The sequence below is a fragment of the Streptomyces sp. NPDC001068 genome (assembly GCF_042897315.1).
Lineage (GTDB): Bacteria > Actinomycetota > Actinomycetes > Streptomycetales > Streptomycetaceae > Streptomyces.
Genome location: NZ_JBIAYD010000007.1, coordinates 231,609 through 258,226 on the forward strand (window position 1 = coordinate 231,609; position 26,618 = coordinate 258,226).

Below are 26,618 nucleotides of genomic sequence, written 5' to 3' on the forward strand. Positions count from 1 at the left end.
GTCCGGCGGCGTCAGGCGGCTGCCGCCCCGCCGCCTTCCTGCTCCGCCTCGATGCGGGCGTTCCAGTCCCGCTTGGAGGCCTGCCACCCGTCCTCGTCGTGGCCGAGGCGCCAGTAGCCGGAGATCGACAGGTCCTCGCGCGGGATCGCGTGTTCGACGCGCAGCAGGGACCGCAGGTTCTTCACGAAGCTCGCCTCACCGTGGACGAAGGCCTGAACCCGGCCCTCCGGGAACTCCAGCTCCCGTACGGCCTCGATCAGGGCCTCGCCGACCGGTCGCGCGCCCCGGTGCAGCCAGACGACCTCCACATCGGAGTCGATCTTCTGCTCCTCCTCGGGGCCGGAGACCTCCACGAAGGCGAAGGCCCGGGCGTCGGCGGGCAGGGACTCCAGGGAGCGGGCGATCGCGGGCAGCGCGCTCTCGTCGCCGGCCAGGAGATGCCAGTCGGCGTCCGGGGCCGGGGCGTAGGCGCCGCCGGGTCCCATGAATCGCACGGTCTCGCCGGGCCGGACGCGGCAGGCCCACGGTCCGGCCAGACCCTCGTCGCCGTGCACGACGAAGTCCAGGCTCAGCTCACGGTGCTCGGCGTCCCAGGAGCGCACCGTGTACGTCCGGGTCACCGGCCAGTGCTCACGGGGGAGTTCGGCGCGGATCCGCTCCAGGTCGAAGGGTTCCGGGTACGTGACGCCCTCGGGCCCGAAGAGGAGCTTCACATAGTGGTCCGTGCAGGTGTCCGCGGCGAAACCGGCCAGTCCCTCACCACCGAGAACGACGCGCTGCATGTGCGGGGTCAGCCGCTCGGTGCGCACCACCTGGGCGGAATGGGGCTTGCGCGGCTTACGTCCCGGGCGCTCTGCCATGACCGGCCTCCTGCTCCATTGGTTAGGTCTGCCTAAGTTAGCATCTCGCCGGTGGGAACACCTCTTCCATGAACACCCGCTGAGCGTGTTTTGCCAGAACAATTCTCCGTCACTCAGCCGCCGAGTGTCAGCAGCAGCCGGTGCAGCGAGCCGCCCAGCCCCCAGCGGGCCGACAGCGCCTCCAGCCGGGCGGGGTCCCGCGGGGCCTTCGGCAGCACGGTGTCGACGTCGGGCAGCGGAACGTCGCCGGCCACCCGGACCACCGTCGGCGCGACCGCCACATACGGCCTGGCCTCGTCCAGCCGCCTGCGCTGCGACGGTGTGAGCCTTGCCTTCGGGTCGTCGACGGCGGCCATGATCCCGGCCAGGTCGCCGAACTCGGCGAGCAGCTTCGCCGCCGTCTTCTCGCCGATCCCCGGCACCCCCGGCAGACCGTCACTGGGGTCGCCGCGCAGCAGCGCCAGATCCGCGTACCCGCCCCCGTCCACTCCGTACTTCTCGCGCAGCCACGCCTCGTCCGTCATCTGCAGCGTGCCCACGCCCTTGAGCGGGTACAGCACCCGTACCCCGCGCCCGTCGTCCACCAGCTGGTAGAGATCCCGGTCGCCGGTGACGATGTCGACCGGTCCGCCGGCCCGCGCGGTGAACGTGCCGATCACGTCGTCCGCCTCGTACCCGGCCACGCCGACCCGGGCGATGCCGAGCGCGTCCAGCACCTCCTCGATGACCGGCACCTGCGGGGAGAGGGTGTCCGGCACCTCCTCCTCGTCCGGCCCCGACGCACGCTCCTCGGCGACCCGGTGGGCCTTGTAGGAGGGGATGAGATCCACCCGCCACTGCGGCCGCCAGTCGGCGTCCATGCAGGCCACCAGCCGGTCCGGACGGTGGTCCTTGACCAGCCGGTCGATGAAGTCCAGCAGACCGCGCACGGCGTTCACCGGTGTGCCGTCCGGAGCCCGCACGGAGTCCGGGACGCCGAAGTAGGCGCGGAAGTACAGCGAGGCGGTGTCGAGAAGCATCAGGCGTTCGGTCACGCCCCGCATCATGCCGCACGCCACCGACAGCGACAGGGCCCCGCGGGCCCCGGCGTGTGGAGAGGCCGTGACCTGGCCCACGTACGCGTTTGACCAGCGCGGACCCGGGCAGGCGCGGCTCCTGTCCCAGCCCCGGAGGCACCACGCCCCCGAGGCTCAGGGCCCGAGAGAGAGGTTCGCGTGGCACCCAGGCTTGAGACCGAGCACCTGTACAAGGTCTTCGGCAGACGTCCGGACGACTCGGTGGAACGGCTCCGGCACGGCGCCGACCGGGAGGAACTGCGCGCCGACGGCACCACCGCCGCCGTGATCGACGCCTCCTTCCAGGTCGAGCCGGGCGAGATATTCGTCGTGATGGGCCTGTCCGGGTCCGGCAAGTCGACCCTGCTGCGCCTCCTCAACGGCCTGCTGGAACCGACCGCGGGCCAGGTCCGCTTCGACGGCCAGGACCTCACCGCGCTCACCGACCGCGAACTGCGCGAACTGCGCTCGAAGAAGATCAGCATGGTCTTCCAGCACTTCGCGCTCTTCCCGCACCGCACCGTCCGCGACAACGCCGCCTACGGCCTGGCCGTGCAGGGCGTGCCCCGCGCCGAGCGCGTCCGCCGCGCCGACGAGGCGCTCGCCCTGTGCGGCCTGGCCGGCTGGGAGGGCTCCTGGCCCGACGAGCTGTCCGGCGGCATGCAGCAGCGCGTCGGCCTGGCCCGGGCCCTGGCCACCGACGCCGATCTGCTCCTCATGGACGAGTCGTTCAGCGCGCTGGACCCGCTGATCCGCCGCGACATGCAGGACCAGCTGCTGGAACTCCAGAAGTCCCTGAAGAAGACGATCGTCTTCATCACCCACGACCTCAACGAGGCCATGCGCCTGGGCGACCGCATCGCCGTGATGCGCGACGGCCGCGTCGTCCAGACCGGCACCGCGGAGGACATCCTGCTGCGCCCCGCCGACGACTACGTCGCCTCCTTCACCCGGGACGTCGACCGCTCCCGGGTGCTGACGGCCGCCGCCGTGATGGACACCGACGTGACCGGCGACGAGGCGGACTGCGGCTGCGCCACCGCGACCCCGGCCACCCCGTTCACCGAACTGTGCGCGCTCAGCGCCCGGTTGTCCCATCCGGTCGCCGTGCTGGACCCGGACCGCGCCGTCGTGGGCGTCGTACCGCAGGAGCGGCTGGTCGGGTTCCTCGCGGAGGACACGGGCGAACCCGTCGCCTGCGAGGGCGGGAAGAAGGTGACCGTCCGTGCCTAGGCTGCATCTCGGCGACTGGGTCGACTCCGGAGTGAACTGGCTGGTCGCGCACATGTCGTGGCTCTTCGACGCGATCCGCGCGGTCGTCGAGGGCATGTACGACGGCATCGACGGTGTCCTCACCGCCCCCGCACCCCTGCTGCTGGCAGGCATCTTCGCGGTCCTGGCCTGGTGGCTGCGCGGGCTGACCGCGGGCGTCCTGGCCTTCGCCGGATTCGCGCTCGTGGACTCCCTCGACCTGTGGGACCGCGCCATGTCCACTCTGGCGCTGGTCCTGGTCGCCACGGTGATCGCGCTGGTCGTCTCGGTACCGCTGGGCATCTGGGCGGCCCGCTCCAGGGCGGTCAGCGCGGCCGTGCGACCGGTCCTCGACCTGCTCCAGACCATGCCGTCGATGGTCCTGCTCATCCCGGCCATCCTCTTCTTCGGCCTGGGCACCGCCGCCGGCGTGATCGCCACGCTGATCTTCGCGCTGGCACCCGGCGTCCGCATGACCGAGCTGGGCATCCGCCAGGTGGACGCCGAACTGGTCGAGGCCGCCGAGGCGTTCGGCACCACACCCCGCGACACCCTGCTGCGCGTCCAGCTGCCGCTCGCGCTGCCGACCATCATGGCCGGCGTCAACCAGGTCATCATGCTGGGCCTGTCGATGGTCGTCATCGCCGGCATGGTCGGCACCGGCGGCCTCGGCGGCGCCGTCAACGAGGCCATCGGCCAGCTCGACATCGGCTTCGGCTTCGAGGCGGGCGTCGGCATCGTCGTCCTCGCCATCTACCTCGACCGCATGACCAGCGCGCTCGGCACCCAGCTGTCCCCGCTCGGCCGCCGTGCCGCCGCCAGGGTCCGCCCCACCCCGTGGAGCTACCGCCCCCGCCCGGCCGTCGCCGTCGTCGGTGTGGTCGTCCTCGCCCTGGTCGCGGGCGGTCTCGGCATCTTCGGCTCCTCGTCCGACACCGCCCAGGCCTCCGCCACGGACATCGGCCGGGGCAAGGAGATCAAGATCGGCTACATCCCCTGGGACGAGGGCATCGCCTCCACCTTCCTGTGGAAGGAACTCCTGGAGGAACGCGGCTTCAAGGTCACCACCACCCAGTACGCCGCCGGTCCCCTCTACACCGGCCTCGCCACCGGCCAGCTCGACTTCGAGACCGACTCCTGGCTGCCGGTCACGCACGCCGAGTACTGGAAGAAGTACGGCAAGCGGCTCGACGACCTCGGCAGCTGGTACGGCCCCACCTCCCTGGAGCTGACCGTCCCTTCGTATGTGAAGGACGTGAACTCCCTCGCGGACCTGAAGAACCACGCCTCGGAGTTCGGCGGGAAGATCGTCGGCATCGAGCCCAGTGCCGGCATGATGGGCCTGCTCAAGTCCAAGGTCCTCAAGGAGTACGGCCTCGAAGGCAGTTACCAGGTCGTCGACGGTTCCACGCCCGCCATGCTCGCCGAGCTCAAGCGGGCCTACGCCAAGAAGCAGCCCATCCTGGTCACCCTGTGGTCCCCGCACTGGGCCTACAGCGACTACGGGCTCAAGAAGCTCAAGGACCCCGAGGGCGCCTGGGGCTCCGGCGACGGCGTGCACGCCCTGTCCCGCAAGGGCTTCAGCGAGGACAACCCCGAGGTCGGCAGGTGGCTCAAGGACTTCTCCATGACGGAGAAGCAGCTCACCGGCCTGGAGGCCGAGATCCAGAAGGCCGGCCAGGGCAAGGAGCAGGACGCGGTACGGGCCTGGCTCAAGCGGGACCCGGCGCTCCTCGACAAGTGGGCGCCGCTCCACGGGTGAGCCAGGCGGGCCGCCGACGGGCGCACCGCCGCCCGTGTGGCGAAGCCCACCCGTCATGACCCGCCCCGGGCGGGACCGGGGCACGTACTGTTCGACGCCCCGGTCCCGCCCCCTTCCTGTGAGCAGCCCGTGATCCGCCGGCTCTGGCCCCTCCTGCTGCTGGCGGCCGCCATGACCGTGCCCCGGTTCTCGGAGGCCGGCCCGGACCCGGCCTCGGCCGCCGCCGCCCGGTTCGAGGCACTCGCCGCGGACGTCACGCGGGCGGACGGCGCGGTTTTCGACGCCCGGGACGACACCGGCCGCACCATGGACACCGCCGAGATCACCCCGGTGCCCGGGGCGTACGGCGGCGGCTACCTCGCCGTCTACCACACGGCCCTCGCCGACGGCCGCTTCCACACCGCCGTCGCCACCTCCACCGACCTGCGCACCTGGACCCGGCGCCACGACTTCGGTCCCGGCACCAGCCAGCCCTCGCTGCACGCCGATGGCACCGGCGGATGGGTCCTCGCATACGAAAAGGATCCGGCCAACCACATAGCGCTACGGCATTACCCAAGCCTTGGCGCCCTGCTGGCCGGAGCGGCCGACCGCGCGTTCGACGCCCCCCGCACCCTGTCCCGCTGCGCCGAGGGCACCCCGGACGTCACCGCTGTCCACGGCGACACCGTGGAACTGACCGGCCACTACCGTGCCGACTGCACCACCGACCGCCAACTCCGCGCCACCCTGCGGGGTTTCACCACCTGGCGGGCGCACCCCGAGCACCGTCTCGACCTGGCCCTGCTGGCCTGGGGCACCGCCGGGAACATCGGGGACCGATCGCGCATTGAACTGATGGGGCACCCGCTGGTCCTGATCGAGGGCCAGCGCCTGCGGGGCGACTTCGGCAGCTGGTCGGCCTACGTCTACGACCCGGTCTCCGGCCGGGCCGACCGGCTCGGGCTGCGCACCCCCGGCGGCAGCCGCGCCTTCGCCAACCCGTCGGCCACCCTGCTCACCGACCCCGACGGCCGTCCGGCCCTCCTGGTCAGCGTGTTCATCCCGAAGGAGGAGTCCGCGCCCGGCGAGTCCGGAGAGCTCGTCTACTGGCGAGAACTGTGAGGGTCGCGCTCACCCGACGTGACGGGGATGTGACACCCGCCTGAAACGGTTTGCCGAACATGCGTAGGGTGCAGAGAACCCAACAGAAGGGGGCCCGGCCGAAGCGGGGCACCCGGTGGACACGACGACGGGCCGACGAGCGAAGGAGGGAGCCGGAGCGATGGGCGACCACAAAGACCAGCAGCCCGTGCGGGTGGGCGCGGCAGTCCGGCGGCGCCGCCGCGCGCTGGAGCTCACCCTCGCCGTGGTGGCCGAGCGCAGTGGCCTGTCGGTGCCCTTCCTGAGCCAGATCGAGAACGACCGGGCCCGGCCGAGCCGCGCCTCGCTGGAGAAGGTCGCCGACGCCCTGCGCACCACCGCCGTCGAGCTGCTCGCCGCCGCGGATCCGGCGTGCAGCGTCGACGTGGTGCGTGCCGACGCCGCCGAACCGGACTTCGCGCCCAAGGTGCGTTCCCTGGTGCGCGGCCACCATCAACTGCACGCCTCGGAGTTCACCGGCGACCACGACGCGGGCCGCGAATTCCAGCACCGCAACGACGAGTTGATGTACGTCGCCGACGGCGCGGTGGAGATCGAGGCCGAGGGCCGCGCCTACCGGCTGGGCCGCGGCGACACCCTCTACCTCACCGGCGGAGTCCGTCACCGCTGGCGGGCGACGGTGCCGGACACCAGGGTGATCGTGGTGGCGGTTGCGGAACACATCGAGGCCGTCCAGGACCGCCCCCGTTGACCCGCGTGGTCTCCCTGGTCCCCTCGCTCACCGAGGCGGTCGCCCGGACCCTCCCCGGGGTCCTCGTCGGCGCAACCGACTGGTGCACCCATCCGGCCGACCTCGACGTCACCCGTGTCGGCGGCACCAAGAACCCTGGGCTCGACCGGATCCTCGCCCTCGCTCCCGACCTGGTGGTCGCCAACGAGGAGGAGAACCGCGCCCCCGACCTGGACGCCCTTCGCGCGGCCGGCGTGGAGGTGCTGGTCACGGAGGTGCGGGAGGTGCCGCAGGCCTTCGGCGAGCTGGCCCGGCTGCTGACGGCCTGCGGGGCGGGCACCCGCCCGCGCTGGCTGGACGAGGCCGAAGAGGCCTGGTCGGGGCCGGTGCCCGAGCCCCGTACGGCCGCGGTCGTACCGATCTGGCGGCGGCCGTGGATGGTCCTCGGCCGGGACACCTTCGCGGGCGACGTCCTCAGGAGGCTGGGGGTCGGGAATCTGTACGCCGCACACCCGGAGCGGTATCCGCGCGTCCCCGCCGAGGAGCTGAACGAGGCGCGTCCCGGCCTGGTCGTCCTCCCCGACGAGCCCTACGCCTTCACCGCCGACGACGGTCCAGAGGCCTTCCCCGGACTGCCGTGCGCACTGGTCAGCGGACGGCACCTGACGTGGTACGGACCGTCGCTGGCCGAGGCGCCACGGATGCTGGACGAGGCCCTGCGAGCAGTTCGCCGCTGAGCAGCCCGCGTACGGTGCCGGCGGCGGCCGCCGACCAGCCCGCGACGAGTAGGGCGTACAGGCCCAGCGCCAGCCAGTCGTAGACGGCGAGGCCGGTGTGGCGTTCCAGTGACGCGGCGCCCGTGACACACGTCCCCACCGGGAAGGTGAACGCCCACCACGTCATGGCGAAGCGCATTCCCGCCCGCCGCGCCCGCACCAGGTGCGCGGCCGCCAGCGCCAGCCACAGCAGCGCGAACCCCATGACCGGAACTCCGTAGAGGACGGCGAGGAGGCCGAAACCGGCGGCGAAGGGCGCCGGGACCACCCCGGGCGCGAGGTCCGCGAAGGCGCCCACCGCGGTCGTGGACTGTCCGAGGGGGCCCAGCACCAGGAAGAACGTGGGGACGAGCGTGAGGGGCGGCGGACCGCCGGTGACCATCCGGGCGAAGACGAGCGTCAGCATCAGCAGGGTGGCCAGCAGGCTCAGCCCGAAGAGCGCGAAGCAGCCGTAGAGCAGGGTCTCGCGCGGCTGTCCGGGCGGCAGGTGCGGGACCAGCCGCGGTCCGAGCGCGGCCGACACCATGGGCGCGACCAGCGGCAGCAGCCAGACCGGGCCGGCCTGCCCGGGCCCGACCCGGTGCCGTACGGCCAGCAGGTACGGCACGGAGACCGCGGCCGCGAGCCCCACCGCGGTCCCGGCGGTGAACAGCACGGCGTCCAGGGCCACCGCCGCCCGCTCGCCGATCCAGTCCCGCCCGATGGTGAGGGCGCCGCCGCCGACCGCGAGCAGGGCCATGGCGAGGCAGCCGTAGAACGGGGCGACCGCCGGGTCGCGCAGGTGGGCGAGGGCCTGGTCGCGGTGGTGGACCCAGTGCAGGGCGCGGGCGGCCAGCAGGACCAGGAGCTGCAGCAGCGACAGCGCCCAGATGCCGACGAGGACCTCACGCGGACCGTCGCCGGCGACCGCGGCGCCGCCGAGGGCGAGGGCCGCGGTGCCCATGACGGAGGCGTACCAGTTGGGGCCGAGATACCGGACTGCGGTGACCATGGGTCCACGGTCCCGCGGCTTCGCGCCGCCGACCAGGGAGTCCCTCTCTATGGGGGCATAAGCTGGTCTTATGAGCGAAGCGGGCGGGACGAGCGGCGCGGGGGACCGTGCGGCCGGCGGCACCCTGGCACACCGGGTGCCGGATCTCGGTGCGCTGGAACTGCTCCTGGCGGTGGCACGGCTGGGCAGCCTCGGGGCGGCGGCCCGGGAGGTCGGCATCACCCAGCCGGCGGCGAGCAGCCGGATCCGCTCGATGGAACGTCAGCTGGGCGTGGCCCTCGTCGACCGCTCACCGCGCGGCTCCCGGCTCACCGACGCGGGGGCACTGGTGACCGACTGGGCGCGACGGGTGGTGGAGGCGGCGGAGGCCTTCGACGCGGGGGCGCAGGCGCTGCGGGACCGGCGGGACTCGCGGCTGCGGGTGGCGGCGAGCATGACCATCGCCGAGTACCTGCTGCCCGGCTGGCTGCTCGCGCTGCGCGCCCAGCGCCCCGACACGGCGGTCTCGCTGCTCGCCGGGAACTCCGCGGCGGTGGCACAGCGACTGCTCGCGGACGAGGCGGACCTCGGATTCGTGGAAGGGCTGACGGTCCCGCCGGGCCTGGACTCGACGGTGGTGGCCCACGACCGTCTGATCGTGGTGACGGCTCCGGCGCATCCGTGGGCCCGCCGCCGACGCCCCCTGGCGGCCGAGGAGTTGGCGGCGACCCCGCTGATCCTGCGCGAACGCGGCTCCGGCACCCGACAGGTACTGGACGCGGCGCTGGGCGGCCTGGCCCGCCCGCTGATCGAACTCTCCTCCACGACGGCGGTGAAGGCGTCGGCGGTCGGCTGCGCGGGCCCGGCGGTCCTCAGCGAACTGGCGGTGGGCGAGGAACTGGCCATGCGCAGACTGGTGAGCATCCCGGTGGAGGGCGTCGCCCTGCGGCGCGCCCTGCGGGCGGTGTGGCCCACGGGTCACCGCCCCACCGGCCCGGCCCGCGAACTGCTGGCCCTGACCCGGGGCTGAGTCCCGTGCCCGCCGCCGTGGACCCGTCTCGCGGCCGAGGTGCCTCCAGCCGTCGGAGCCCCGGCCGCCGCCCCGGGTCCTTGCCGTGGCCGGGGTGACGGCCGGCCGCTCCCGCCGCGCGGTCGGCTCAGGACGCGGCCGCGATCAGCGCCCGCATCACACGCAGGTCCTCGCCCATCTCGGGATGCCACTGGACGCCGAGAACCCAGTTGTCGCCGGCGGGGAGCTCGATCGCCTCTACGGTGCCGTCGGCCGCGTGCGCCGAGGGCAGCAGGCCGGTGCCGAGCCGGTCCACCGCCTGGTGGTGGAAGGTGGGGACCGCGGTCTCCACCGGGACGGCGTCGGCGTAGCGCGTGCCGGGGACCGGCTTCACCTCGTGGCGGCTGAAGACACCGGGCTCCCCGGCATGGCCGTCGATGTGCTGGACGAGCGTGCCGCCCAGGGCGACGTTGAGGAGCTGCATGCCCCGGCAGATCCCGAGCAGCGGAACGCCCGCGGCCAGCGCCGCGTCGATCAGCGCCAGCTCCCAGGCGTCCCGGGCGCGGGCCGGAGGGCCGGTGCGGGGGTCGGGGTCGGCGCCGTAGCGGACCGGCTCCACGTCCGGGCCGCCGGCGATCACCAGGCCGTCCAGGCGGCTCACCGCGGCCGCCGCGTGTTCCGGGGCGTCCGGCGGCAGCAGCGCCGCCAGGCCACCCGCCCGCTGGACCAGACGTGGGTAGCCGGCCGGCAGCAGGGCCGCCTCCAGCTCCCAGACGCCCCAGCGCGTCCCCGCCTCCAGATAGGTGCTCACGCCGATCAGCGGCCGTCCGGGCATGGACCCTCCCCAGTCGTAAAGGTAGTCCCGCACACCTTTTAGTGTCCGCACCTTTATGACATGCCGACCGGCGGTTACGCCAGGAACCCCCGCAGCAGCGCGGCCGTCCCCGCGCAGTGCTCGCGCATCATCTCCCGGGCGCCGTCCGCGTCCCCGTCCAGGACCGCCTCCACCAGGGCGAGGTGCTGGCGCTGCGAGTGCTCCAGGTTGCGGACCAGGAGCGGGATGCAGTCCAGGAGGTCGTTGACGGTCGCCCGGACCGCCGCGTACTGCGCGGTCAGCGAGGGCGAGCCGCACAGTTCGGCGATCGTGAGATGGAGCAGGGTGTCCAGGCGGCGGTAGTCCGCCAGGGGCGCCTCGTGGGTGCGGGCCAGCGCCTCACGGAGGCGGTCCGCCCGCTCTCCCGACAGCCCGTGTGCCGCGCACAGCCCGGCCGCGCCCACCTCCAGGACCTCGCGGAACCGCAGCACGTCCTCGAGGTCGACCTCGGCGGTGCGGCGCCGCAGCTCGTCCTCGCCGCCCGCGTCCGGCCGCCGCAGCACGAACGTGCCGCCGTAGCGCCCGCGCCGGGACTCCACCAGGCCCTGGTCCTGGAGCACCTTCAGCACCTCGCGCAGAGTCACCCGGCTGATCCCAAGCCGCTCCGCCAGCACCCGTTCCGCGGGCAGCCGCCCGCCGCCCGGGACCAGGCCCAGCCGGACGACCTGGAGGATCTGCTCCAGCGCCTCCTCGAAGCCGTTGCCCGCCCGCACCGGTCGCAGAACCGGCGTCAACGGGTCGTCGAGGGCGCCGTCCGCGTCCGGCGACATGAGGCCGCACCCCCTTCCCAAGCAATGGTTCTCACCAATACCTTAGAACTCCCGGCCCGGCCGCAGCAGCGCGATGAAGCCCAAGGAGTCCTCCCGTGGCAGACCGCACACCCCCGCTCAGCGTCGAGGAACTGCACACGCTCGTCGCCGGCGGCGAGATCGACACTGTCGTCCTCGCCTTCCCCGACATGCAAGGGAGACTGCAGGGAAAGCGGTTCGCCGCCCGCTTCTTCCTCGACGAGGTCCTGCACCACGGCACCGAGGGCTGCAACTACCTGCTCGCCGTCGACACCGAGATGAACACCGTCGAGGGCTACGCCATGTCCTCCTGGGAGCGCGGCTACGGCGACTTCGCCATGCATCCCGACCTCACCACCCTCCGCCGGGTGCCCTGGAACGCGGGCACCGCCCTGCTCGTCGCCGACCTCGCCTGGAACGACGGCTCACCGGTCGTCGCCGCGCCCCGGCAGATCCTCCGCCGCCAGCTGGAGCGCCTCGCCGAACTCGGCTGCACCGCACAGGTCGGTACGGAGCTGGAGTTCATCGTGTTCAAGGACACGTACGAGGCCGCCTGGGACGCCAACTACCGGGGACTGACCCCGGCCAACCAGTACAACATCGACTACTCGGTGCTGGGGACGGGCCGGATCGAGCCGCTGCTGCGCCGGATCCGCAACGAGATGGCGGGCGCCGGACTGACCGTCGAGTCCGCCAAGGGCGAGTGCAACCCGGGTCAGCACGAGATCGCCTTCCGCTACGACGAAGCCCTGGTCACCTGCGACCAGCACGCCGTCTACAAGACCGGTGCCAAGGAGATCGCCGCCCAGGAGGGCGTCTCGCTCACCTTCATGGCCAAGTACAACGAGCGGGAGGGCAACTCCTGCCACATCCACCTGTCGCTCGCCGACGCCGACGGCACCAACGTCTTCGCGGCCGAGGACGGCATGTCCGAGCTGATGCGGCACTTCCTCGCCGGACAGCTGGCCGCCCTGCGGGACTTCTCGCTCCTGTACGCGCCCAACATCAACAGCTACAAGAGGTTCCAGCCGGGCTCCTTCGCACCGACCGCGGTCGCCTGGGGCCACGACAACCGCACCTGCGCGCTCCGGGTCGTCGGCCACGGCCGCTCGCTGCGGTTCGAGAACCGGCTGCCCGGCGGCGACGTCAACCCCCACCTCGCCGTCGCCGGCCTGGTCGCCGCCGGACTGTACGGCGTCGAGCACAAGCTCGAACTCCCCGAACCCTGCCCCGGCAACGCGTACGCCGCCGACTTCGCGCACGTCCCGACCACGCTCCGGGAGGCCGCCGAGCTCTGGGAGAACAGCCCCATCGCCCGCGCCGCCTTCGGCGACGAGGTCGTCGCGCACTACCGCAACATGGCCCGCGTCGAGCTGGCCGCATTCGACGCCGCGGTGACCGACTGGGAGCTGCGCCGCTCCTTCGAACGCATGTGAGGCACCACTTGTCGCAACAGTACGAACTCGACGTCCTCGACCCGGCCACGGAGGAGGTGATCGCGACCGTCGCGGGGGCCACGGAGGAGGACGTCGACACCGCCGTACGGCGGGGCGCCGAGGCCCAGCGGCGATGGGCCGCGCTCGCACCCGGCGAACGGGCCCGGCTGCTGCGCCGGTTCGCCGTCACCGTCGACGAACACCGCGAGGAACTCGCCCAGCTGGAGGTGAAGGAGGCCGGGCACACCATCGGCAACGCCCGCTGGGAGGCGGGCAACGTCCGGGACCTGCTCGACTACGCGGCGGGCGGCGTGGAACGGCTGACGGGACGCCAGATCCCGGTGCCCGGCGGCCTCGACATCACCCTCCTCGAACCCCTCGGGGTCGTGGCCGTCATCGCGCCCTGGAACTTCCCCATGCCGATCGCGGCCTGGGGCAGCGCACCCGCCCTCGCGGCCGGCAACGCGGTGATCCTGAAACCCGCCGAGACCACCCCCCTCACCGCGCTCCGCCTCGCCGAACTCGCCCTGGCGGCCGGACTGCCCGAACACCTCTTCCAGGTACTGCCCGGACGCGGCGACATCGCGGGCGAGGCCCTGGTCCGGCACCCCGGCGTCGCCAAGATCGTGTTCACCGGCTCCACCCGGGTCGGCAAGCGCATCATGGCCCTCTGCGCCGACCAGGTGAAGCGGGTGACCCTCGAACTCGGCGGCAAGAGCCCCAACATCGTCTTCGCCGACGCCGACATCGAGGCCGCCGCGGCCGCCGCCCCCATGTCCTTCCTGGACAACTCCGGGCAAGACTGCTGCGCCCGCACCCGCATCCTCGTCCAGCGCTCGGTCCACGACCGCTTCCTGGAACTCCTCGCCCCCGCGATCGAGTCCGTCACCGTCGGCGACCCGGCCGACGAGAAGACCGACATGGGCCCGCTGATCTCCAAGTCCCAGCTGGACCGCGTCCGTTCGTACGTCGAAGCCGAGGCGCCCGGCATCCGGGGCACGGCTCCCGACGGCCCCGGCTTCTGGTTCCCGCCGACCGTCCTCACCGGCGTCGACCCCCGGGCCCGCGTGGCCGTCGAGGAGGTCTTCGGCCCGGTCGCCGCCGTCATCCCCTTCGACGACGAGGCCGACGCGGTCCGCCTCGCCAACGACACCGACTACGGCCTCTCCGGCTCCCTGTGGACCCGCGACGTCGGCCGCGCCCTGCGCGTCTCCCAGGCGGTCAGGGCCGGCAACCTGTCCGTCAACTCCCACTCCAGCGTCCGCTACTGGACCCCCTTCGGCGGCTACAAGCAGTCGGGGATCGGCCGCGAACTCGGCCCGGACGCGCTCACCGCCTTCACCGAGACCAAGAACGTCTTCATCAGCACGGAGGGCCCCGCACAGTGACCGCATCCACCGAAGAGACCGTCTGCCGCCGACTCGTCGGCCGCACCGCCGTCATCACCGGAGCCGGCAGCGGCATCGGCCTCGCCACCGCACGGCGGCTCGCCTCCGAGGGCGCGCACGTCGTCTGCGGCGACGTCGACGAGACCCGCGGCAAGGCCGCCGCCGAGGAGGTCGGCGGGCTCTTCGTGAAGGTCGACGTCACCGACGCCGAACAGGTCGAGGCGCTGTTCAAGACGGCCTTCGACACCTATGGCAGCGTCGACGTCGCCTTCAACAACGCCGGTATCTCGCCGCCCGACGACGACTCCATCCTGGAGACCGGACTGGAGGCCTGGAAGCGCGTCCAGGAGGTCAACCTCACCTCCGTCTACCTGTGCTGCAAGGCCGCCATCCCCTACATGCGGCGCCAGGGCAGGGGCTCCATCATCAACACCGCCTCCTTCGTGGCCCGGATGGGCGCGGCGACCTCGCAGATCTCCTACACCGCCTCCAAGGGCGGAGTTCTGGCCATGTCCCGCGAACTGGGCGTCCAGTTCGCCCGGGAGGGCATCCGCGTCAACGCGCTGTGCCCGGGACCGGTCAACACCCCGCTTCTGCAGGAGCTGTTCGCCAAGGACCCGGAGCGGGCCGCCCGGCGCCTGGTCCACATCCCGCTCGGCCGGTTCGCCGAGGCCGACGAGATCGCCGCCGCCGTCGCCTTCCTGGCCAGCGACGACTCCTCGTTCGTCAACGCCAGCGACTTCCTGGTGGACGGCGGGATCTCGGGGGCGTACGTCACGCCCCTGTAGGAGCCGCCCCGGCTCCCGTCCTACAGTGCGTCAGTGAGCACGACGCCGCCCGGCTGGTACCGCGACCCGCAGGCTCCGCACCTGGAGCGCTGGTGGGACGGCGGGACCTGGACCGGGCACCGGCGCACCCCGTCCGGCCTCCCCGCGCCGCCGACCCCGGCGGCCGGGGCGTCCGGACGGGCACGCGCGGTCGCGTCGACGGCCGCCGGGGCCGTGCTGGTGACGGCGATCGTCGGCGGCGCCGCCGCGCTCCGGACGGACGGACTGCGCGTCGGCCCGGACACCGCGGTCCGCGCGCCGCCCACCGGACCGCCGTCCCCGCCCCTGGTCGTCGACCGGCTCAACGGCATATCCCTGCCGGTCCCGGCCGGCTGGACCAGCCCCTCCGCCCTCGCCCAGGACGACGTCGTGATGACCACCGAGGGCACCTACGACTGCCCGGCCGGCACCGGCCTCTGCCGCCACGGCGAGGTCCTCAGCCGTACGGCCGGCAGTGCCGACGGCGGGTCCCCGCGCGCCGTCGCCGAACGGGACGTACCGCGCGCGGCCGAGGCGGCCTACGGCCACGATCCCGGCGGGCGGCGGCCGTTCGGCGGCATCAGCTCCCACCGCGTGGTCAGGGCCGGCCCGGTCGCGGTGGCCGGCGGCGACGGGTACCTGGTGCGCTGGCGGGTCAGGACCGCCGAGGGGCCCGGCGGCTACGTCCAGTCCCTCGCCTTCCCCGCCCGCTCCGGCATCCCCGCCCCGGTCGTCGTCCGGTTCGTCTTCGACGCCGGCCCGGACGGACCGCCGCTGTCCGACATGGACGCGATCGCCGCCGGGATCCGCCCGGTGGACCAGGACCCCGGAGGTCAGAGGAAGGTGTGACCTTCGCCGCGGTACGTCGGCACGGTCGCCGCCACCCGGTCGCCCTCGACCAGGTGCAGTTCGTCGAACCGCTCGCACAGCTCGCCCGCCTTGGCGTGCCGGAACCACACCTTGTCGCCGATCAGCAGGTCGTCCGCCGCGGAGCCGAGCAACGGCGTCTGCACCTCCCCGGGGCCCTCCTGCGGGTCGTACACCAGCCCCTCCGGGAGGTACGGCACCGGCAGCCGGTCCGGGCCCGGTGCGCCCGAGGCCGGGTAGCCGCCACCGAGGACGGTGACGACCCCGACACCGGGCCGCCGGACCACCGGCATGGCGAACAGGGCGGCCGGACGGCCGGTGAACGACGTGTAGTTGTCGAAGAGCCGGGGCACGTACAGCCCCGACCCGGCCGCTATCTCGGTGACCGCGTCCTCCGCCGCCGTGGTCTGCACACTGCCGGTGCCGCCGCCGTTGACGAACTCCAGGCCCGGCGCCACCGCCCGGACCGCCCGCACCACCGCGGCGCGCCGCTCGGCCAGTTCGCGGCGGGCGGTGGCCTGCATCAGCCGGACCGCGCGGGAACGCAGCGGGCGGCCGGCGAGGCTGTCGCCGACCCCGGCGATGTGACCCTCGTACGCCATGATCCCGACCAGTTCGAAGCCGGGCCGGCGGGCCACGGTCCGCGCCATCTCGGCGAGTTGGGCGGGGGAGTACAGCGGCGAACGCCGGGCGCCGACCCGCACCCGCCCGCCGAGCAGCTTCAGCGAGGTGTCCAACTCCAGGCAGACCCGGACCACTTCGGTCCCGCCGTCCCGGGAGGCGTCGATCAGGTCGAGGTGCGCCGGATCGTCGATCATCACCGTCACGGCGGCGGCCAGCTTCGGATCGGCGGCCAGTTCGGCGAACCGCGCACGGTCGGCGGACGGATAGGCCAGCAGGATGTCCTCGAACCCCGAGCGCGCGAGCCACAGCGACTCGGCGAGCGTGAAGGACATGATCCCGGCGAACCCGTCCTTCGCGAGGACCCGCTCCAGCAGGTGCCGGCAGCGTACGGACTTGCTCGCCACCCGTACCGGCTTGCCGCCGGCGCGGCGCACGAGATCGTCCGCGTTGGCGTCGAAGGCCTCCAGGTCGACGATCGCGAGAGGGGCGTCCAGATGGGCGGTGGCCCGGTCGTAACGGGCCCGGTCGGCGGCGCGCGCAGTCATGAACGAAGCCTGCCAGACAGGATTACCGCGGGGTAGGGGGACGATAGGGGCAGATGCCCCGCGGTCGCGGACCGGGTTCCCGTTCGCCCTCGGACAACCCGTAGAGTGACGCGCACGTACGGCGGAACGAACCGGCCCGTCCGGCCCGCGCCGGGATGCGGATCAGCGGGCGCGGGTATGCGTGCCCGGACGGACCTCTCCTCGACGGGGAGTACGCCGGCCCGCCCGTACGCGAAGTCGGCCCGGGCAGGAGGAAACGGGGGGCGCATGAGCACGGAAGCGCGGCACGCCCCGATCCCGCGGCGCCCTTCGTCCGACCCCGCGTCCGCCACGGGAGGGGACGCCGGCCAGGCGGCGGCACCGGGTGCGGCCGAGCCGGCCGGCCGGAGCGAGCGACCGGGGTTCTTCGAGCGGCCGAACCGGGTGAACCGGGCGCAGCGCTCCGACGTATCCACTGACGACACCGACACCACCGGGCAGGACCAGCCGCCGGAGCCGTCCGGTGCGCAGCAGAGTCGTGAGGACCGGACGAGTCGGGGCGGTGCGGTGACGCGGGGCGAACAGGGCGTGGGGGACCGGACGGCCACCGGTCGGGCATCCGCCGAGCGCATCACCCGCCCCCGCTACCCCGACCTGCGGCCGCCGCAGACGCCGCCCGCCGCGCCCCCGCCTCCGGCCTCCGCCCGCTTCCCCGACGGCCCGCCCACCACTTCCGCCGCACGCACCGACCGGCTCGTGCCACCCGCTTCCCCCGACCGGCCGGACCGGCGGCCGGCCCCGCCCACGCACCCGGCCCGGGAGAGCGGCGCCACACCCTCAGGCCGCCCGGTTCGGGAGAGCGGCGCCACACCCTCAGGCCGCCCGGTCCGGGAGACCGACGCCACACCCTCAGGCCGCCCGGTCCGGGAGACCGACGCCACACCCTCCGGTCGTCCCGGGACGCCCGGGGGCACCTGGTCCGAGCGGTCGCGCGGTGACCTCCCGGCCGCCTTCGGCTCCGCGCCGGAGCCGGGCGCCGCGTGGAGCCCGCTGCGGGCGTTCCCGGTGCCCACGGCCCCGCCGCGCCCCGCGGCACCTCCGGACGCCGTCCCGCCGCCCCGCCCGGCGACGCCCCCCGCGCCCGTCGCCCCGCCCCGTCCCGTGACGCCCCCGGCCCCGGTCGCCGTGCCGCCCACCGGTGACACCGGCTCCCCGACGCCCGGCCCCGGCCCGGCGCCGGACCCGGCGATGTCCTGGACCGCCGCCGGAACTCCCGGCAGGAACCGGCCCGTTGTGACCTTCGGCGAACCCGAGGGGTACGACGCGCGAGGGTGGGGGCGGTCCCTGGTCAGCCGGGTGGCGCCCCGCACCGTCGCTGCCGCGGCCTGCGTCGTGCTCGGAATCGGCCTCATCGGCGGCGCGGTGACCGGAAGCTGGCTGGTCGACGACGACGGTGACGTGGCGGCCGTCGGCAGCTTCACCACCGCCGCCGGCCTGTGGCACAACGTGCCCGTCGACGAACTCTTCCCGCCCACCGTGCAGGGCACCGGCGCCGGCCCCGGCGGAGCCGACCGCACCTGGACCCGGATCGCGGTCGCCTCCGCCACCGGCTGCGCCGACGCCTTCGACCCCCTGCTGCGCAAGGCGCTCGCCCCCGTGGGCTGCCGGCGCCTGATCCGGGCCACCTACACCGACGCCACCCAGAGTTACGTCACCACCGTGGGGCTGCTGTTCACCAAGGCCGAACCGGCCGGGATGACCGCGCTGGCGAAGCGGTTCGAGGCCGAACACCTGGACCGCCGTACCGACCTGATGCCCCTCCCGTACGCCGCGAAGGGCACCGCGGCCGAGCGCTTCGGTCCGCATCAGCGTGCCTCCTGGACGATCTCCGTGCTCACCGACGCCCCGGTCGTCGCCTACGCCGTCTCCGGCTGGGCCGACGGCCGTACCGTCGACACCCCGCAGTCCGCCGCCGACGCGGAGGCGTCCGGCGCCACCACGTCCGCGGCCCAGGCCGGCCTCGGCAACGAGGCCCAGGGACTGGCCGACCGCATCGAACGGCGACTGCGGCAGCACACCGCAGGCCCGGCAACGGAGAAGCCCTCATGAAGCGCCGCCCGACCGGGGTCGCGGTGAGCCTGCTGCTGGCCGGCTCGCTGGCCCTGCTGCCGTCCACCACCGCCCACGCCGACAGCATCCGCGCCCAGCAGTGGGGCCTGACGGCCCTGCACCTCGACGAGGTCTGGCGGACCACCAAGGGCAAGGGCGTCACCGTCGCGGTCCTGGACACCGGCGTGGAGGCCGACCACCCCGACCTGACCGGCAACGTCCTCCCCGCCAAGGACATGATCGGCTTCGGCGCCCGGCAGGGCCAGCGCGACTGGGCCCGGCACGGCACCGCGATGGCAGGCATCATCGCGGGTCACGGCCACGGCGTCGGCGACGGCGAGGGCGTGATGGGGGTGGCGCCCGAAGCCAGGATCCTGCCCGTCCGGGTCATCCTCGAAGACGGCGACGGAGCGCGCGGCAAGGCCCGGTCCACCCGGGGCAACGCCCTCGCCGAGGGCATCCGCTGGGCCGCCGACCACGGCGCCGACGTCATCAACCTCTCCCTCGGGGACGACTCCGACTCCGCGCACCCCGAGCCGAGCGAGGACGAGGCCATCCAGTACGCCCTGAAGAAGGACGTCGTGGTCGTGGCCTCGGCGGGCAACGGCGGCGACAAGGGCGACCACGTCTCCTACCCGGCCGCCTATCCGGGCGTCATCGCCGCCACCGCGGTGGACAAGTTCGGCACCCGCGCCGCCTTCTCCACCCGCCGCTGGTACGCCACGGTCAGCGCGCCCGGCGTCGACATCGTCATCGCCGATCCGGACCACCGGTACTACGAGGGCTGGGGGACGAGCGCCGCCTCGGCCTTCGTGTCGGGTGCCGTCGCCCTGATCAAGGCCGCCCGTCCGGGCCTCACCCCGGCCCAGATCAAGAAACTCCTGGAGGACACGGCCCGCGACGCGCCGGCCGGCGGGCGCGACGACTCCCGCGGCTTCGGCATGATCGACCCGGCGACGGCGATCAGGGACGCGGCCCGGCTGAAGACGCGGAACCTGACCTCGGCGTCGTACGGCAGCAAGTACTTCGGTCCGGGCCCGGACACGGCGAAGGCGGCGGCCGGCGCGACGGACTGGGCGGCCCCCCTGGCCGGCGGCGCGGGCGGCGTGCTCCTGGTGGCCGCGGGAGTCCTGTGGCGCAACCGCCGCCGGCTCGGCTGAACCGCCGGACCTCCTCGGCACACCTCGGCTGAACCGCCGGACCTCCTCGGCACACCTCGGCGCGGACACCCCCGGGAGAGGCGCCGGGGGTACCCCCGGCCTACTGCGAAGCCGAGGCGGAAGCCGAAGTCGGGGCCGAGGCGGAAGCCGAGGCGGGCGCGGACCCGGACGAACCCGCGTCCGTGAACGACCCCACCGCCGCCCGCGCCGCCGCCTCCACCAGCGCGATCCCCCTCGCCTGGCTCACCGTCCCGTCGGACAGCACCGCGACCAGGTAGTCGGTCCCGCCCGCCGTCACCCGCCCGATGCTGTTGACGTCCCACAGGCCGGTCGAACTCCGGGGCAGCCACCCGTTCTTCAGCGCGAACCCCGCACCGTCCGCGGCGGCCGAGACGCCCCACCGCTGGTCGGACTCGACCGTCCTCATCAGACCCTGGAGGTACGACCGCGAGGCCTCGCTCAGCTTCGAGTCGTCCCCGAACACCTGCCGGAGCAGCGCCAGCTGGTCCGCCGCCGTGGTCTGGGTCAGCCCCCACAGCGTCCCGTCGCCGCCCCGCGTGCCGGTCAGACCGAAGCGCCGGTTCGCCGCGTCCAGGCCCGACGCCCTGCCGATGGCGTCCCACAGCTCGGACGCGGACGCGTTGTCGCTGTTCCGGATCATCTTCGCGGCGTACGCCCGCTCCGCCGCCGTCGGAGACCGTCCCGCATCCTGCGCCTGGAGCAGCAGCGTCGCCAGGATGTCGACCTTGACGATGCTCGCGGTGTCGAACGCGGTGTCGCCGTGGACCGCGCTCCCGCCGGAGTCCAGGTCGAGGACGGCCGCGGACACCCGGGCCCCGGAGGGCACGGTCACCGTGCTCATCGCCTTTCCCAGCAGCGCGTCCCGGTCCACGACCGGCTCCGTCACGGGCTCCACCGATGCCTCCCCGCTCGCCGAGGCCGAGGACGAGGAAGATGCGGAGGGCTTCGGCGACGCAGCCGAGGATACGGTGCCGCCGTCGCGGGCGTGCGCCCTCACGTAGGCGGTTCCCGCGGCGGTCGCGCCGATGACGGCGACCGTGGCGAGGGCGACGCGGACGAGCGCCCGGCGCCGTCGCCGGACGCGGCGGCCTCCGCGCCGGGATCCTGGGGTGGCTCCGGGGGACTCCATGCCCGCGATGCTCGGGGCGGGGACTGTGCGCCCCGTTTGGCGGACGTTAGAAGGAGGTCAGGGATGTCTGAGAATCCCGTGAAAGCCGTGTCGGGCCGGTTTCGGGGGCCGCACAACCGCAGCAGCATCCCCCCGATAGGGTCGGGGACCGTGGCGAACAAGAACATTCCCGACTCCGGCTACTCCGCCGACGACGGCTCCGCCGACCCCCGGCTGGCCGAGGCGCTGGCCGCCTGGGCCGCGGACCGCACGGCGGTGGGGCCGGTCCTGGCGGCCCTGAAGGGCGCCCGGCTGCTCGTTCCGGTGGTGGCCGTCCTCGGTGAGGTGGAGGAGGACGAGAACGGGCTGCGCCGCGAGAAGACCAGTGACATGGCGGTTCCCACCCTGCGGGCCGGCGCCCGCATCGCGCTGCCCGCCTTCACCTCCACCGAGTCGCTGGCCCGCTGGGACCCGGCGGCGCGGCCCGTGGCCGTACCCCTGCACCAGGCGCTGCAGGCCGCCGCGCACGAGAAGGCGGACACCGTGGTGCTGGACCTCGCGGGTCCGGTGCCGTTCGAACTGACCGGACCGGTGCTGCTCGCGCTCGCGGAGGGGCGGACGACCACCGACCCGCTCGCCGACCCCGCCGTCGTGGAGGCCGTCCGTACGGTGGTCGCGGCCCAGCCCGCCGTGCGCCGGGCCCACCTCGGGCCGGGCCGGAGCGACGGCACCCTCGCCCTGGTCCTCGATCCGGCCGCACCGGCCGCCGAGACCGCGCAGGCCGTCGCCGAGCGGCTCGCTGCCGACGAGACACTGCGGGCCCGCCTGGTACGCGGCCTCGACCTGGCACTGCTGCCGGCCGCGGCCACGCCTCCGGGCGAGCCCCTGTACGTGCGGAACTGACTAGCCGTAGACCGGGCCCGTGTACTTCTCGCCGGGGCCCTGGCCGGGCTCGTCGGGGACGATCGAGGCCTCGCGGAAGGCCAGCTGGAGCGACTTCAGGCCGTCCCGCAGCGGGGCGGCGTGGAAGGAGCTGATCTCGGTCGCGGAGGCGTCGAGCAGCCCGGCGAGGGCGGTGACCAGCTTGCGGGCCTCGTCCAGGTCCTTGTACTTGTCGCCCTCCTCGGTCAGGCCGAGCTTCACGGCGGCCGCGCTCATCAGGTTGACGGCGACCGTCACGATCACCTCGACCGCGGGGACCTCGGCGATGTCGCGGGTCATCTCGTCGAAGTCGGGCTGACCGGCGTCACCGGTGCCAGGAAGGGGCGTTTCACTCATGACGCACACGATAGGCGCAGCGCGGCCGGGGCTCCGACCTGGCCCCAGGACGTCCGATTGGTCCTCTCCCGGCTTTGCTGCTAACCTTGAGTGACGACCGGCCGGACGGGTATGCCTCGCGGCTCACCGATCCGGCCCACAAGTGGAGGCTTCGAACTCCCACCTGACCGCCCTGCCGGGCGGCGGGTCACCGGTCAGGCGGTCGCTTCGCCGATTTTCGGCGACGGCGTTCCGTCCGATAGTGCGCCCCGCGATCCCCGCGGCGGTGCTCCGGTAGTTCGAGGAGCCCTGCCTGTGATCGTCCGGGGCATTTTTTGTGCTTCGGTGCGGTTAGGTCTCAGGAACAGACACGTTACGCGGCTGTCCGCCAGACCGTCGCGTGGTGCTACCGAGGAGGATCCATCAGCACCGAGCCCCGCATCAACGACCGGATTCGCGTTCCCGAGGTGCGACTTGTCGGTCCCAGTGGCGAGCAGGTGGGCATCGTCCCGCTGGCGAAGGCGCTGGAGCTTGCGCAGGAGTACGACCTCGACCTGGTCGAGGTCGCGGCGAGCGCCCGCCCGCCGGTCTGCAAGCTCATGGACTACGGCAAGTTCAAGTACGAGTCGGCCATGAAGGCCCGTGAGGCGCGCAAGAACCAGGCGCACACGGTCATCAAGGAAATGAAGCTCCGGCCGAAGATCGACCCGCACGACTATGACACCAAGAAGGGTCACGTCGTACGGTTCCTCAAGCAGGGCGACAAGGTCAAGATCACGATCATGTTCCGTGGTCGCGAGCAGTCCCGGCCCGAACTGGGCTACCGGCTGCTGCAGCGTCTCGCGGAGGACGTCCAGGACCTCGGTTTCGTCGAGTCGAACCCGAAGCAGGACGGCCGGAACATGATCATGGTTCTCGGTCCGCACAAGAAGAAGACCGAGGCGATGGCCGAGGCCCGGCAGGCGCAGGAAGCCCGCAAGGCCGACGCGAAGGCCAACCCCGGCAAGTCGCAGAACGCTGCCGAGCTGGAGGCCGAGGCGCCCGTCGAGGAGCCTGCCGAGGAGCCTGCAGAGGCGTGATCCCGGGGCAACCGCCCCAGGTCAGCACCCAGGGGCGCGAGCCTCAGGATGTAACCGATACAAGAGCGACGTTCCACCGTGCCCGGTTTCGCGACCGGGCACCGGAGCGCCATCGACGAGGAGATAACGGCGCCATGCCGAAGAACAAGACGCACAGCGGTGCCAGCAAGCGCTTCAAGGTCACCGGCTCCGGCAAGGTGCTGCGTGAGCGCGCCGGCAAGCGCCACCTGCTCGAGCACAAGTCGTCCCGCGTGACGCGTCGCCTCACCGGCACCGCCGAGATGGCCCCGGGCGACACCGCGAAGATCAAGAAGCTTCTCGGCAAGTGACGCGCGGGCGCCGGCAGGCGCCCTGAAGTCAGTACCGGGACCCAGTCGTTTCCGGGCCGCGTGAGTCCAACCGCGGCCCCGCTACAAGGAGTTAACAAGTGGCACGCGTCAAGCGGGCAGTCAACGCCCACAAGAAGCGCCGGGCGATCCTCGAGGCGGCCTCCGGCTACCGCGGTCAGCGTTCGCGCCTGTACCGCAAGGCCAAGGAGCAGGTCACCCACTCGCTGGTCTACAACTACAACGACCGCAAGAAGCGCAAGGGCGACTTCCGTCAGCTGTGGATCCAGCGCATCAACGCCGCTGCCCGCGCCAACGGCATCACGTACAACCGCTTCATCCAGGGTCTGAAGGCCGCGAACGTCGAGGTCGACCGCAAGATCCTGGCCGAGCTGGCCGTCAACGACGCCGGCGCGTTCGCCGCGCTCGTCGAGGTCGCGCAGAAGGCGCTGCCGGCGGACGTCAACGCGCCGAAGGCCGCGTGACGCTGACGCCGGCATCGGCCGACGTGACTTGAGGACCCGCAGGCCTTCGGGCTTGCGGGTCCTGCTGTTGGGGTCCATGGCTTCGTGTTCGGCCGCGGGCCGTGGGGGCTGGTCGCGCAGTTCCCCGAGCCCCCGAGGGGGCGCCTTTTGTCGCGTTACTCTGAAAGTGATCCTCACATGCCCAGCCCCGAGCTGATCTCCCCCCGTTCCGCGCGTGTCGCCGCCGCCCGGCGGCTGGAGAAGCGGAACTTCCGGGGCAAGGACCGGCTGTTCCTCGCCGAGGGCCCGCAGGCCGTCCGCGAGGCGGCAGGGCATCGGGTCGGCGATCTCCCGACGCTCGTCGAGCTGTTCGCGACGGTCGAGGCCGCGGAGCGGTACGCCGACATCATCGGAGCCGCCCGCGACGCAGGTGCCCGGATCCACCTCGCCTCCGAAGAGGTCATCGCCGACATCTCCACCACGGTCACCCCGCAGGGGCTGGTGGGGGTCTGCCGTTTCCTGGACACCCCGTTCGAGGACGTCCTCGCCGCCCGCCCGAGGCTCGTCGCCGTCCTCGCCAACGTCCGCGACCCCGGCAACGCCGGCACCGTGCTGCGGTGCGCGGACGCCGCCGGGGCCGAGGCCGTCGTCCTGACCGACGCCTCCGTCGACCTCTACAACCCCAAGGCCGTGCGCGCCTCCGTCGGCTCGCACTTCCATCTGCCCGTCGCCGTGGGCGTGCCCGTCGAACGGGCCGTGGCCGGGCTCAGGGGTGCCGGGGTGCGGATCCTCGCCGCGGACGGAGCCGGTACCGACGACCTCGACGACGAGCTCGACAAGGGCACCATGGGCGGGCCCACGGCCTGGGTGTTCGGGAACGAGGCGTGGGGGCTTCCGGAGGAGACCCGCGCGCTGGCGGACGCCGTGGTGCGCGTTCCGATCCACGGGAAGGCCGAGAGCCTGAACCTCGCCACCGCCGCCGCCGTATGTCTCTACGCAACGGCCCGTGCACAGCGCGCCTCCGGAGGGTGCCGTTCCGTCACCGAGAGCTAGTAGGGTGACCAGCTCGGGGGCCTGCTGCGCCGTCTGAGAGGTGGAGTGCGGGGATGAGTGTCGGCACCAGCAACGCGCCGGGCGGCCACGGCACCGGACCCGTGCCCGCGCCCCGGCAGGGCGGCCCGACCGGGCCCGGCGTCGACCCCGACGAGCTGCCCGACGGCCTGGTGGTCGCCGACGAGCACGGCATCGTCGTCTGCTTCAACGCCGCCGCCGCCCGCATCACCGCCACCGCCCCCGCCGACGCCCTCGGACGGCGGCTGGACAAGGCCCTGCCGCTGGAGGACCTCGAGGGCAGGCGCTGGTGGCAGCTCACCGACCCCTACGGCGGCCTCGCCATCCGGGTCGGCCAGCCGGAGCGGAACCTGCTGCTGCCCGGCGGCCGGGAGGTGCTGGTGTCCGCCACCTACGTACGCGCCGAGCCCACCGGGCCGGTCCGCCGGATCGTCGTGTCGCTGCGGGACACCGAGGCCCGCCGCCGCACCGAGCGCAGTCACGCCGAACTGATCGCCACCGTCGCCCATGAACTGCGTTCCCCGCTGACCTCCGTCAAGGGGTTCACCGCCACCCTGCTCGCCAAGTGGGAACGGTTCACCGACGACCAGAAACGGCTGATGCTGGAGACGGTCGACGCGGACGCCGACCGGGTCACCCGGCTCATCGCCGAGCTGCTGGACATCTCGCGGATCGACAGCGGACGCCTGGAGGTGCGCAGGCAGCCCGTGGACATCGGCGCGGCCGTCGGACGGCACATCCAGGCGTACGTCGCCGCCGGCCAGCCCGCCGACCGCTTCCTGCTCCGCGTCGAACAGCCGCTGCCGCCGCTGTGGGCCGATCCCGACAAGGTCGACCAGGTCCTCAGCAACCTCATCGAAAATGCGGTGCGGCACGGCGAGGGAACCGTCACCATCGACATCACGGCCGCGGCGTCCCCCCGGGAAGGGGAGGAGGCCGGCACGTCGGTCACCGTGAGCGACGAGGGGCCCGGCATCCCGGAGGAGTCCATGAACCGCGTCTTCACCCGCTTCTGGCGGGGCAGCAAGCGCGGTGGGACCGGCCTGGGGCTCTACATCGTCAAGGGCATCGTCGAGGCCCACGGCGGCACCATCACCGTCGGACGCGCCGCGAGCGGCGGCGCCGAGTTCCGATTTATGTTGCCCGTGAGCACTCCGGCGTATCTCGCCTGACGGCCCACGGGCTCTTCGTACAGCTCAACCCCGTTAGACTCGGCCTTT

General features: G+C 73.2%; 26 protein-coding genes. 18 read left to right on the plus strand and 8 right to left on the minus strand.

Annotated elements, in window-relative coordinates:
• Positions 1-11: 11 nt before the first annotated feature.
• Positions 12-860 (minus strand): siderophore-interacting protein, encoded by an 849-nt coding sequence (locus ACFY3I_RS21245; RefSeq protein WP_390861967.1) that lies wholly within the window; start codon positions 858-860, stop codon positions 12-14.
• Positions 861-973: 113 nt separating this feature from the next.
• Positions 974-1,903 carry a 5'-3' exonuclease H3TH domain-containing protein gene (locus ACFY3I_RS21250; RefSeq protein WP_390862166.1) on the minus strand — a complete coding sequence of 310 codons (930 nt, stop codon included), beginning with the start codon at positions 1,901-1,903 and terminating at the stop codon, positions 974-976.
• A gap of 171 nt (positions 1,904-2,074) precedes the next feature.
• Here ACFY3I_RS21250 and ACFY3I_RS21255 point away from each other — a divergent pair, with 171 nt between their 5' ends.
• The 5 genes from ACFY3I_RS21255 to ACFY3I_RS21275 all read left to right on the plus strand — a co-directional run bounded on the left by ACFY3I_RS21255 (position 2,075) and on the right by ACFY3I_RS21275 (position 7,478).
• Positions 2,075-3,148 carry a glycine betaine/L-proline ABC transporter ATP-binding protein gene (locus ACFY3I_RS21255; RefSeq protein WP_390861968.1) on the plus strand — a complete coding sequence of 358 codons (1,074 nt, stop codon included), beginning with the start codon at positions 2,075-2,077 and terminating at the stop codon, positions 3,146-3,148.
• Positions 3,141-4,928: an ABC transporter permease/substrate binding protein gene (locus ACFY3I_RS21260; protein WP_390861969.1), complete on the plus strand. Its 1,788-nt coding sequence runs from the start codon at positions 3,141-3,143 to the stop codon at positions 4,926-4,928. Before ACFY3I_RS21255 ends, ACFY3I_RS21260 begins: the two co-directional genes overlap by 8 nt.
• A gap of 129 nt (positions 4,929-5,057) precedes the next feature.
• Positions 5,058-6,032, plus strand: a complete 975-nt coding sequence (locus tag ACFY3I_RS21265) for a hypothetical protein (protein ID WP_390861970.1) — start codon at positions 5,058-5,060, stop codon at positions 6,030-6,032.
• 160 nt (positions 6,033-6,192) lie between these two features.
• Positions 6,193-6,762: an XRE family transcriptional regulator gene (locus ACFY3I_RS21270; RefSeq protein ID WP_365287837.1), complete on the plus strand. Its 570-nt coding sequence runs from the start codon at positions 6,193-6,195 to the stop codon at positions 6,760-6,762.
• Positions 6,759-7,478 (plus strand): helical backbone metal receptor, encoded by a 720-nt coding sequence (locus ACFY3I_RS21275; RefSeq protein ID WP_390861971.1) that lies wholly within the window; start codon positions 6,759-6,761, stop codon positions 7,476-7,478. The genes ACFY3I_RS21270 and ACFY3I_RS21275 overlap by 4 nt, the downstream gene beginning before the upstream one ends.
• On the opposite strand, the gene ACFY3I_RS21280 is transcribed toward ACFY3I_RS21275, so the two are convergent.
• The gene (locus ACFY3I_RS21280) at positions 7,390-8,508 is read right to left on the minus strand and encodes a TDT family transporter (RefSeq protein WP_390861972.1); all 1,119 of its coding nucleotides are present in this window, start codon (positions 8,506-8,508) and stop codon (positions 7,390-7,392) included. The genes ACFY3I_RS21275 and ACFY3I_RS21280 overlap by 89 nt on opposite strands.
• A gap of 70 nt (positions 8,509-8,578) precedes the next feature.
• On the opposite strand from ACFY3I_RS21280, the gene ACFY3I_RS21285 reads away from it, so the two are divergent.
• Positions 8,579-9,517 (plus strand): LysR family transcriptional regulator, encoded by a 939-nt coding sequence (locus ACFY3I_RS21285; protein WP_390861973.1) that lies wholly within the window; start codon positions 8,579-8,581, stop codon positions 9,515-9,517.
• Positions 9,518-9,644: 127 nt separating this feature from the next.
• Here ACFY3I_RS21285 and ACFY3I_RS21290 read toward each other — a convergent pair whose 3' ends face one another.
• Positions 9,645-10,331 (minus strand): gamma-glutamyl-gamma-aminobutyrate hydrolase family protein, encoded by a 687-nt coding sequence (locus ACFY3I_RS21290; protein ID WP_390862168.1) that lies wholly within the window; start codon positions 10,329-10,331, stop codon positions 9,645-9,647.
• Positions 10,332-10,405: 74 nt separating this feature from the next.
• Positions 10,406-11,140, minus strand: coding sequence for a FadR/GntR family transcriptional regulator (locus tag ACFY3I_RS21295; protein WP_390861974.1), 735 nt, complete (start codon positions 11,138-11,140; stop codon positions 10,406-10,408).
• A 95-nt stretch (positions 11,141-11,235) separates the two neighbouring features.
• Here ACFY3I_RS21295 and ACFY3I_RS21300 point away from each other — a divergent pair, with 95 nt between their 5' ends.
• Genes ACFY3I_RS21300 through ACFY3I_RS21315 form a run of 4 tightly spaced genes read left to right on the plus strand, consistent with a single transcriptional unit; the run spans position 11,236 to position 15,637 of the window.
• Positions 11,236-12,594 (plus strand): glutamine synthetase family protein, encoded by a 1,359-nt coding sequence (locus ACFY3I_RS21300; protein ID WP_365287825.1) that lies wholly within the window; start codon positions 11,236-11,238, stop codon positions 12,592-12,594.
• A gap of 8 nt (positions 12,595-12,602) precedes the next feature.
• Entirely contained in the window at positions 12,603-13,982 is a 1,380-nt protein-coding gene (locus tag ACFY3I_RS21305; RefSeq protein ID WP_365287823.1) for an aldehyde dehydrogenase family protein, read from the plus strand.
• Entirely contained in the window at positions 13,979-14,770 is a 792-nt protein-coding gene (locus tag ACFY3I_RS21310; RefSeq protein WP_365287821.1) for a 3-oxoacyl-ACP reductase, read from the plus strand. The genes ACFY3I_RS21305 and ACFY3I_RS21310 overlap by 4 nt, the downstream gene beginning before the upstream one ends.
• 33 nt (positions 14,771-14,803) lie before the next feature.
• Complete coding sequence (locus ACFY3I_RS21315; RefSeq protein ID WP_390861975.1) at positions 14,804-15,637, plus strand: DUF2510 domain-containing protein; 834 nt, start codon at positions 14,804-14,806, stop codon at positions 15,635-15,637.
• On the opposite strand, the gene ACFY3I_RS21320 is transcribed toward ACFY3I_RS21315, so the two are convergent.
• Positions 15,622-16,824, minus strand: coding sequence for an amino acid deaminase/aldolase (locus ACFY3I_RS21320; RefSeq protein ID WP_390861976.1), 1,203 nt, complete (start codon positions 16,822-16,824; stop codon positions 15,622-15,624). The two genes, ACFY3I_RS21315 and ACFY3I_RS21320, sit on opposite strands and share 16 nt — an antisense overlap.
• Before the next feature lie 1,272 nt (positions 16,825-18,096).
• Between ACFY3I_RS21320 and ACFY3I_RS21325 the strand changes: the two genes are divergently transcribed.
• Both ACFY3I_RS21325 and mycP read left to right on the plus strand, forming a co-directional pair.
• A complete protein-coding gene (locus tag ACFY3I_RS21325; protein WP_390861977.1) occupies positions 18,097-18,912 on the plus strand; it encodes a hypothetical protein in 816 nt (271 codons plus the stop codon).
• Complete coding sequence (gene mycP / locus ACFY3I_RS21330; RefSeq protein ID WP_390861978.1) at positions 18,909-20,072, plus strand: type VII secretion-associated serine protease mycosin; 1,164 nt, start codon at positions 18,909-18,911, stop codon at positions 20,070-20,072. The genes ACFY3I_RS21325 and mycP overlap by 4 nt, the downstream gene beginning before the upstream one ends.
• Before the next feature lie 100 nt (positions 20,073-20,172).
• Here the strand turns inward: mycP and ACFY3I_RS21335 are convergent, their stop codons facing one another.
• Positions 20,173-21,222, minus strand: coding sequence for a serine hydrolase (locus ACFY3I_RS21335; protein WP_390861979.1), 1,050 nt, complete (start codon positions 21,220-21,222; stop codon positions 20,173-20,175).
• A gap of 150 nt (positions 21,223-21,372) precedes the next feature.
• Here ACFY3I_RS21335 and ACFY3I_RS21340 point away from each other — a divergent pair, with 150 nt between their 5' ends.
• Entirely contained in the window at positions 21,373-22,104 is a 732-nt protein-coding gene (locus tag ACFY3I_RS21340; RefSeq protein WP_365287809.1) for an SseB family protein, read from the plus strand.
• Here ACFY3I_RS21340 and ACFY3I_RS21345 read toward each other — a convergent pair whose 3' ends face one another.
• Positions 22,105-22,479, minus strand: coding sequence for a DUF1844 domain-containing protein (locus ACFY3I_RS21345; protein WP_351700433.1), 375 nt, complete (start codon positions 22,477-22,479; stop codon positions 22,105-22,107).
• A 401-nt stretch (positions 22,480-22,880) separates the two neighbouring features.
• On the opposite strand from ACFY3I_RS21345, the gene infC reads away from it, so the two are divergent.
• The 5 genes from infC to ACFY3I_RS21370 all read left to right on the plus strand — a co-directional run bounded on the left by infC (position 22,881) and on the right by ACFY3I_RS21370 (position 26,570).
• Positions 22,881-23,537, plus strand: a complete 657-nt coding sequence (gene infC / locus ACFY3I_RS21350) for a translation initiation factor IF-3 (protein WP_365288192.1) — start codon at positions 22,881-22,883, stop codon at positions 23,535-23,537.
• Positions 23,538-23,671: 134 nt separating this feature from the next.
• Positions 23,672-23,866: a 50S ribosomal protein L35 gene (gene rpmI / locus ACFY3I_RS21355; RefSeq protein ID WP_351320349.1), complete on the plus strand. Its 195-nt coding sequence runs from the start codon at positions 23,672-23,674 to the stop codon at positions 23,864-23,866.
• A 98-nt stretch (positions 23,867-23,964) separates the two neighbouring features.
• Positions 23,965-24,348: a 50S ribosomal protein L20 gene (gene rplT / locus ACFY3I_RS21360; protein ID WP_018549117.1), complete on the plus strand. Its 384-nt coding sequence runs from the start codon at positions 23,965-23,967 to the stop codon at positions 24,346-24,348.
• A gap of 177 nt (positions 24,349-24,525) precedes the next feature.
• Positions 24,526-25,380 (plus strand): TrmH family RNA methyltransferase, encoded by an 855-nt coding sequence (locus ACFY3I_RS21365; RefSeq protein ID WP_390861980.1) that lies wholly within the window; start codon positions 24,526-24,528, stop codon positions 25,378-25,380.
• 53 nt (positions 25,381-25,433) lie between these two features.
• Positions 25,434-26,570 carry an ATP-binding protein gene (locus tag ACFY3I_RS21370; protein WP_365287804.1) on the plus strand — a complete coding sequence of 379 codons (1,137 nt, stop codon included), beginning with the start codon at positions 25,434-25,436 and terminating at the stop codon, positions 26,568-26,570.
• The last annotated feature ends 48 nt before the right edge of the window (positions 26,571-26,618 follow it).

What these genes read in the sequence shown, in the direction of transcription:
- ACFY3I_RS21270 (WP_365287837.1), top strand. Translation starts at nt 6,193, where the DNA reads ATGGGCGACCACAAAGACCAGCAGCCCGTGCGGGTGGGCGCGGCAGTC.
- mycP (WP_390861978.1), top strand. Translation starts at nt 18,909, where the DNA reads ATGAAGCGCCGCCCGACCGGGGTCGCGGTGAGCCTGCTGCTGGCCGGC.
- ACFY3I_RS21280 (WP_390861972.1), bottom strand. Translation starts at nt 8,508, where the DNA reads ATGGTCACCGCAGTCCGGTATCTCGGCCCCAACTGGTACGCCTCCGTC.
- ACFY3I_RS21285 (WP_390861973.1), top strand. Translation starts at nt 8,579, where the DNA reads ATGAGCGAAGCGGGCGGGACGAGCGGCGCGGGGGACCGTGCGGCCGGC.
- ACFY3I_RS21335 (WP_390861979.1), bottom strand. Translation starts at nt 21,222, where the DNA reads ATGGAGTCCCCCGGAGCCACCCCAGGATCCCGGCGCGGAGGCCGCCGC.
- ACFY3I_RS21370 (WP_365287804.1), top strand. Translation starts at nt 25,434, where the DNA reads ATGAGTGTCGGCACCAGCAACGCGCCGGGCGGCCACGGCACCGGACCC.
- ACFY3I_RS21320 (WP_390861976.1), bottom strand. Translation starts at nt 16,824, where the DNA reads ATGACTGCGCGCGCCGCCGACCGGGCCCGTTACGACCGGGCCACCGCC.
- ACFY3I_RS21250 (WP_390862166.1), bottom strand. Translation starts at nt 1,903, where the DNA reads ATGCGGGGCGTGACCGAACGCCTGATGCTTCTCGACACCGCCTCGCTG.
- ACFY3I_RS21295 (WP_390861974.1), bottom strand. Translation starts at nt 11,140, where the DNA reads ATGTCGCCGGACGCGGACGGCGCCCTCGACGACCCGTTGACGCCGGTT.
- rpmI (WP_351320349.1), top strand. Translation starts at nt 23,672, where the DNA reads ATGCCGAAGAACAAGACGCACAGCGGTGCCAGCAAGCGCTTCAAGGTC.
- ACFY3I_RS21290 (WP_390862168.1), bottom strand. Translation starts at nt 10,331, where the DNA reads ATGCCCGGACGGCCGCTGATCGGCGTGAGCACCTATCTGGAGGCGGGG.
- ACFY3I_RS21245 (WP_390861967.1), bottom strand. Translation starts at nt 860, where the DNA reads ATGGCAGAGCGCCCGGGACGTAAGCCGCGCAAGCCCCATTCCGCCCAG.
- ACFY3I_RS21345 (WP_351700433.1), bottom strand. Translation starts at nt 22,479, where the DNA reads ATGAGTGAAACGCCCCTTCCTGGCACCGGTGACGCCGGTCAGCCCGAC.
- ACFY3I_RS21365 (WP_390861980.1), top strand. Translation starts at nt 24,526, where the DNA reads ATGCCCAGCCCCGAGCTGATCTCCCCCCGTTCCGCGCGTGTCGCCGCC.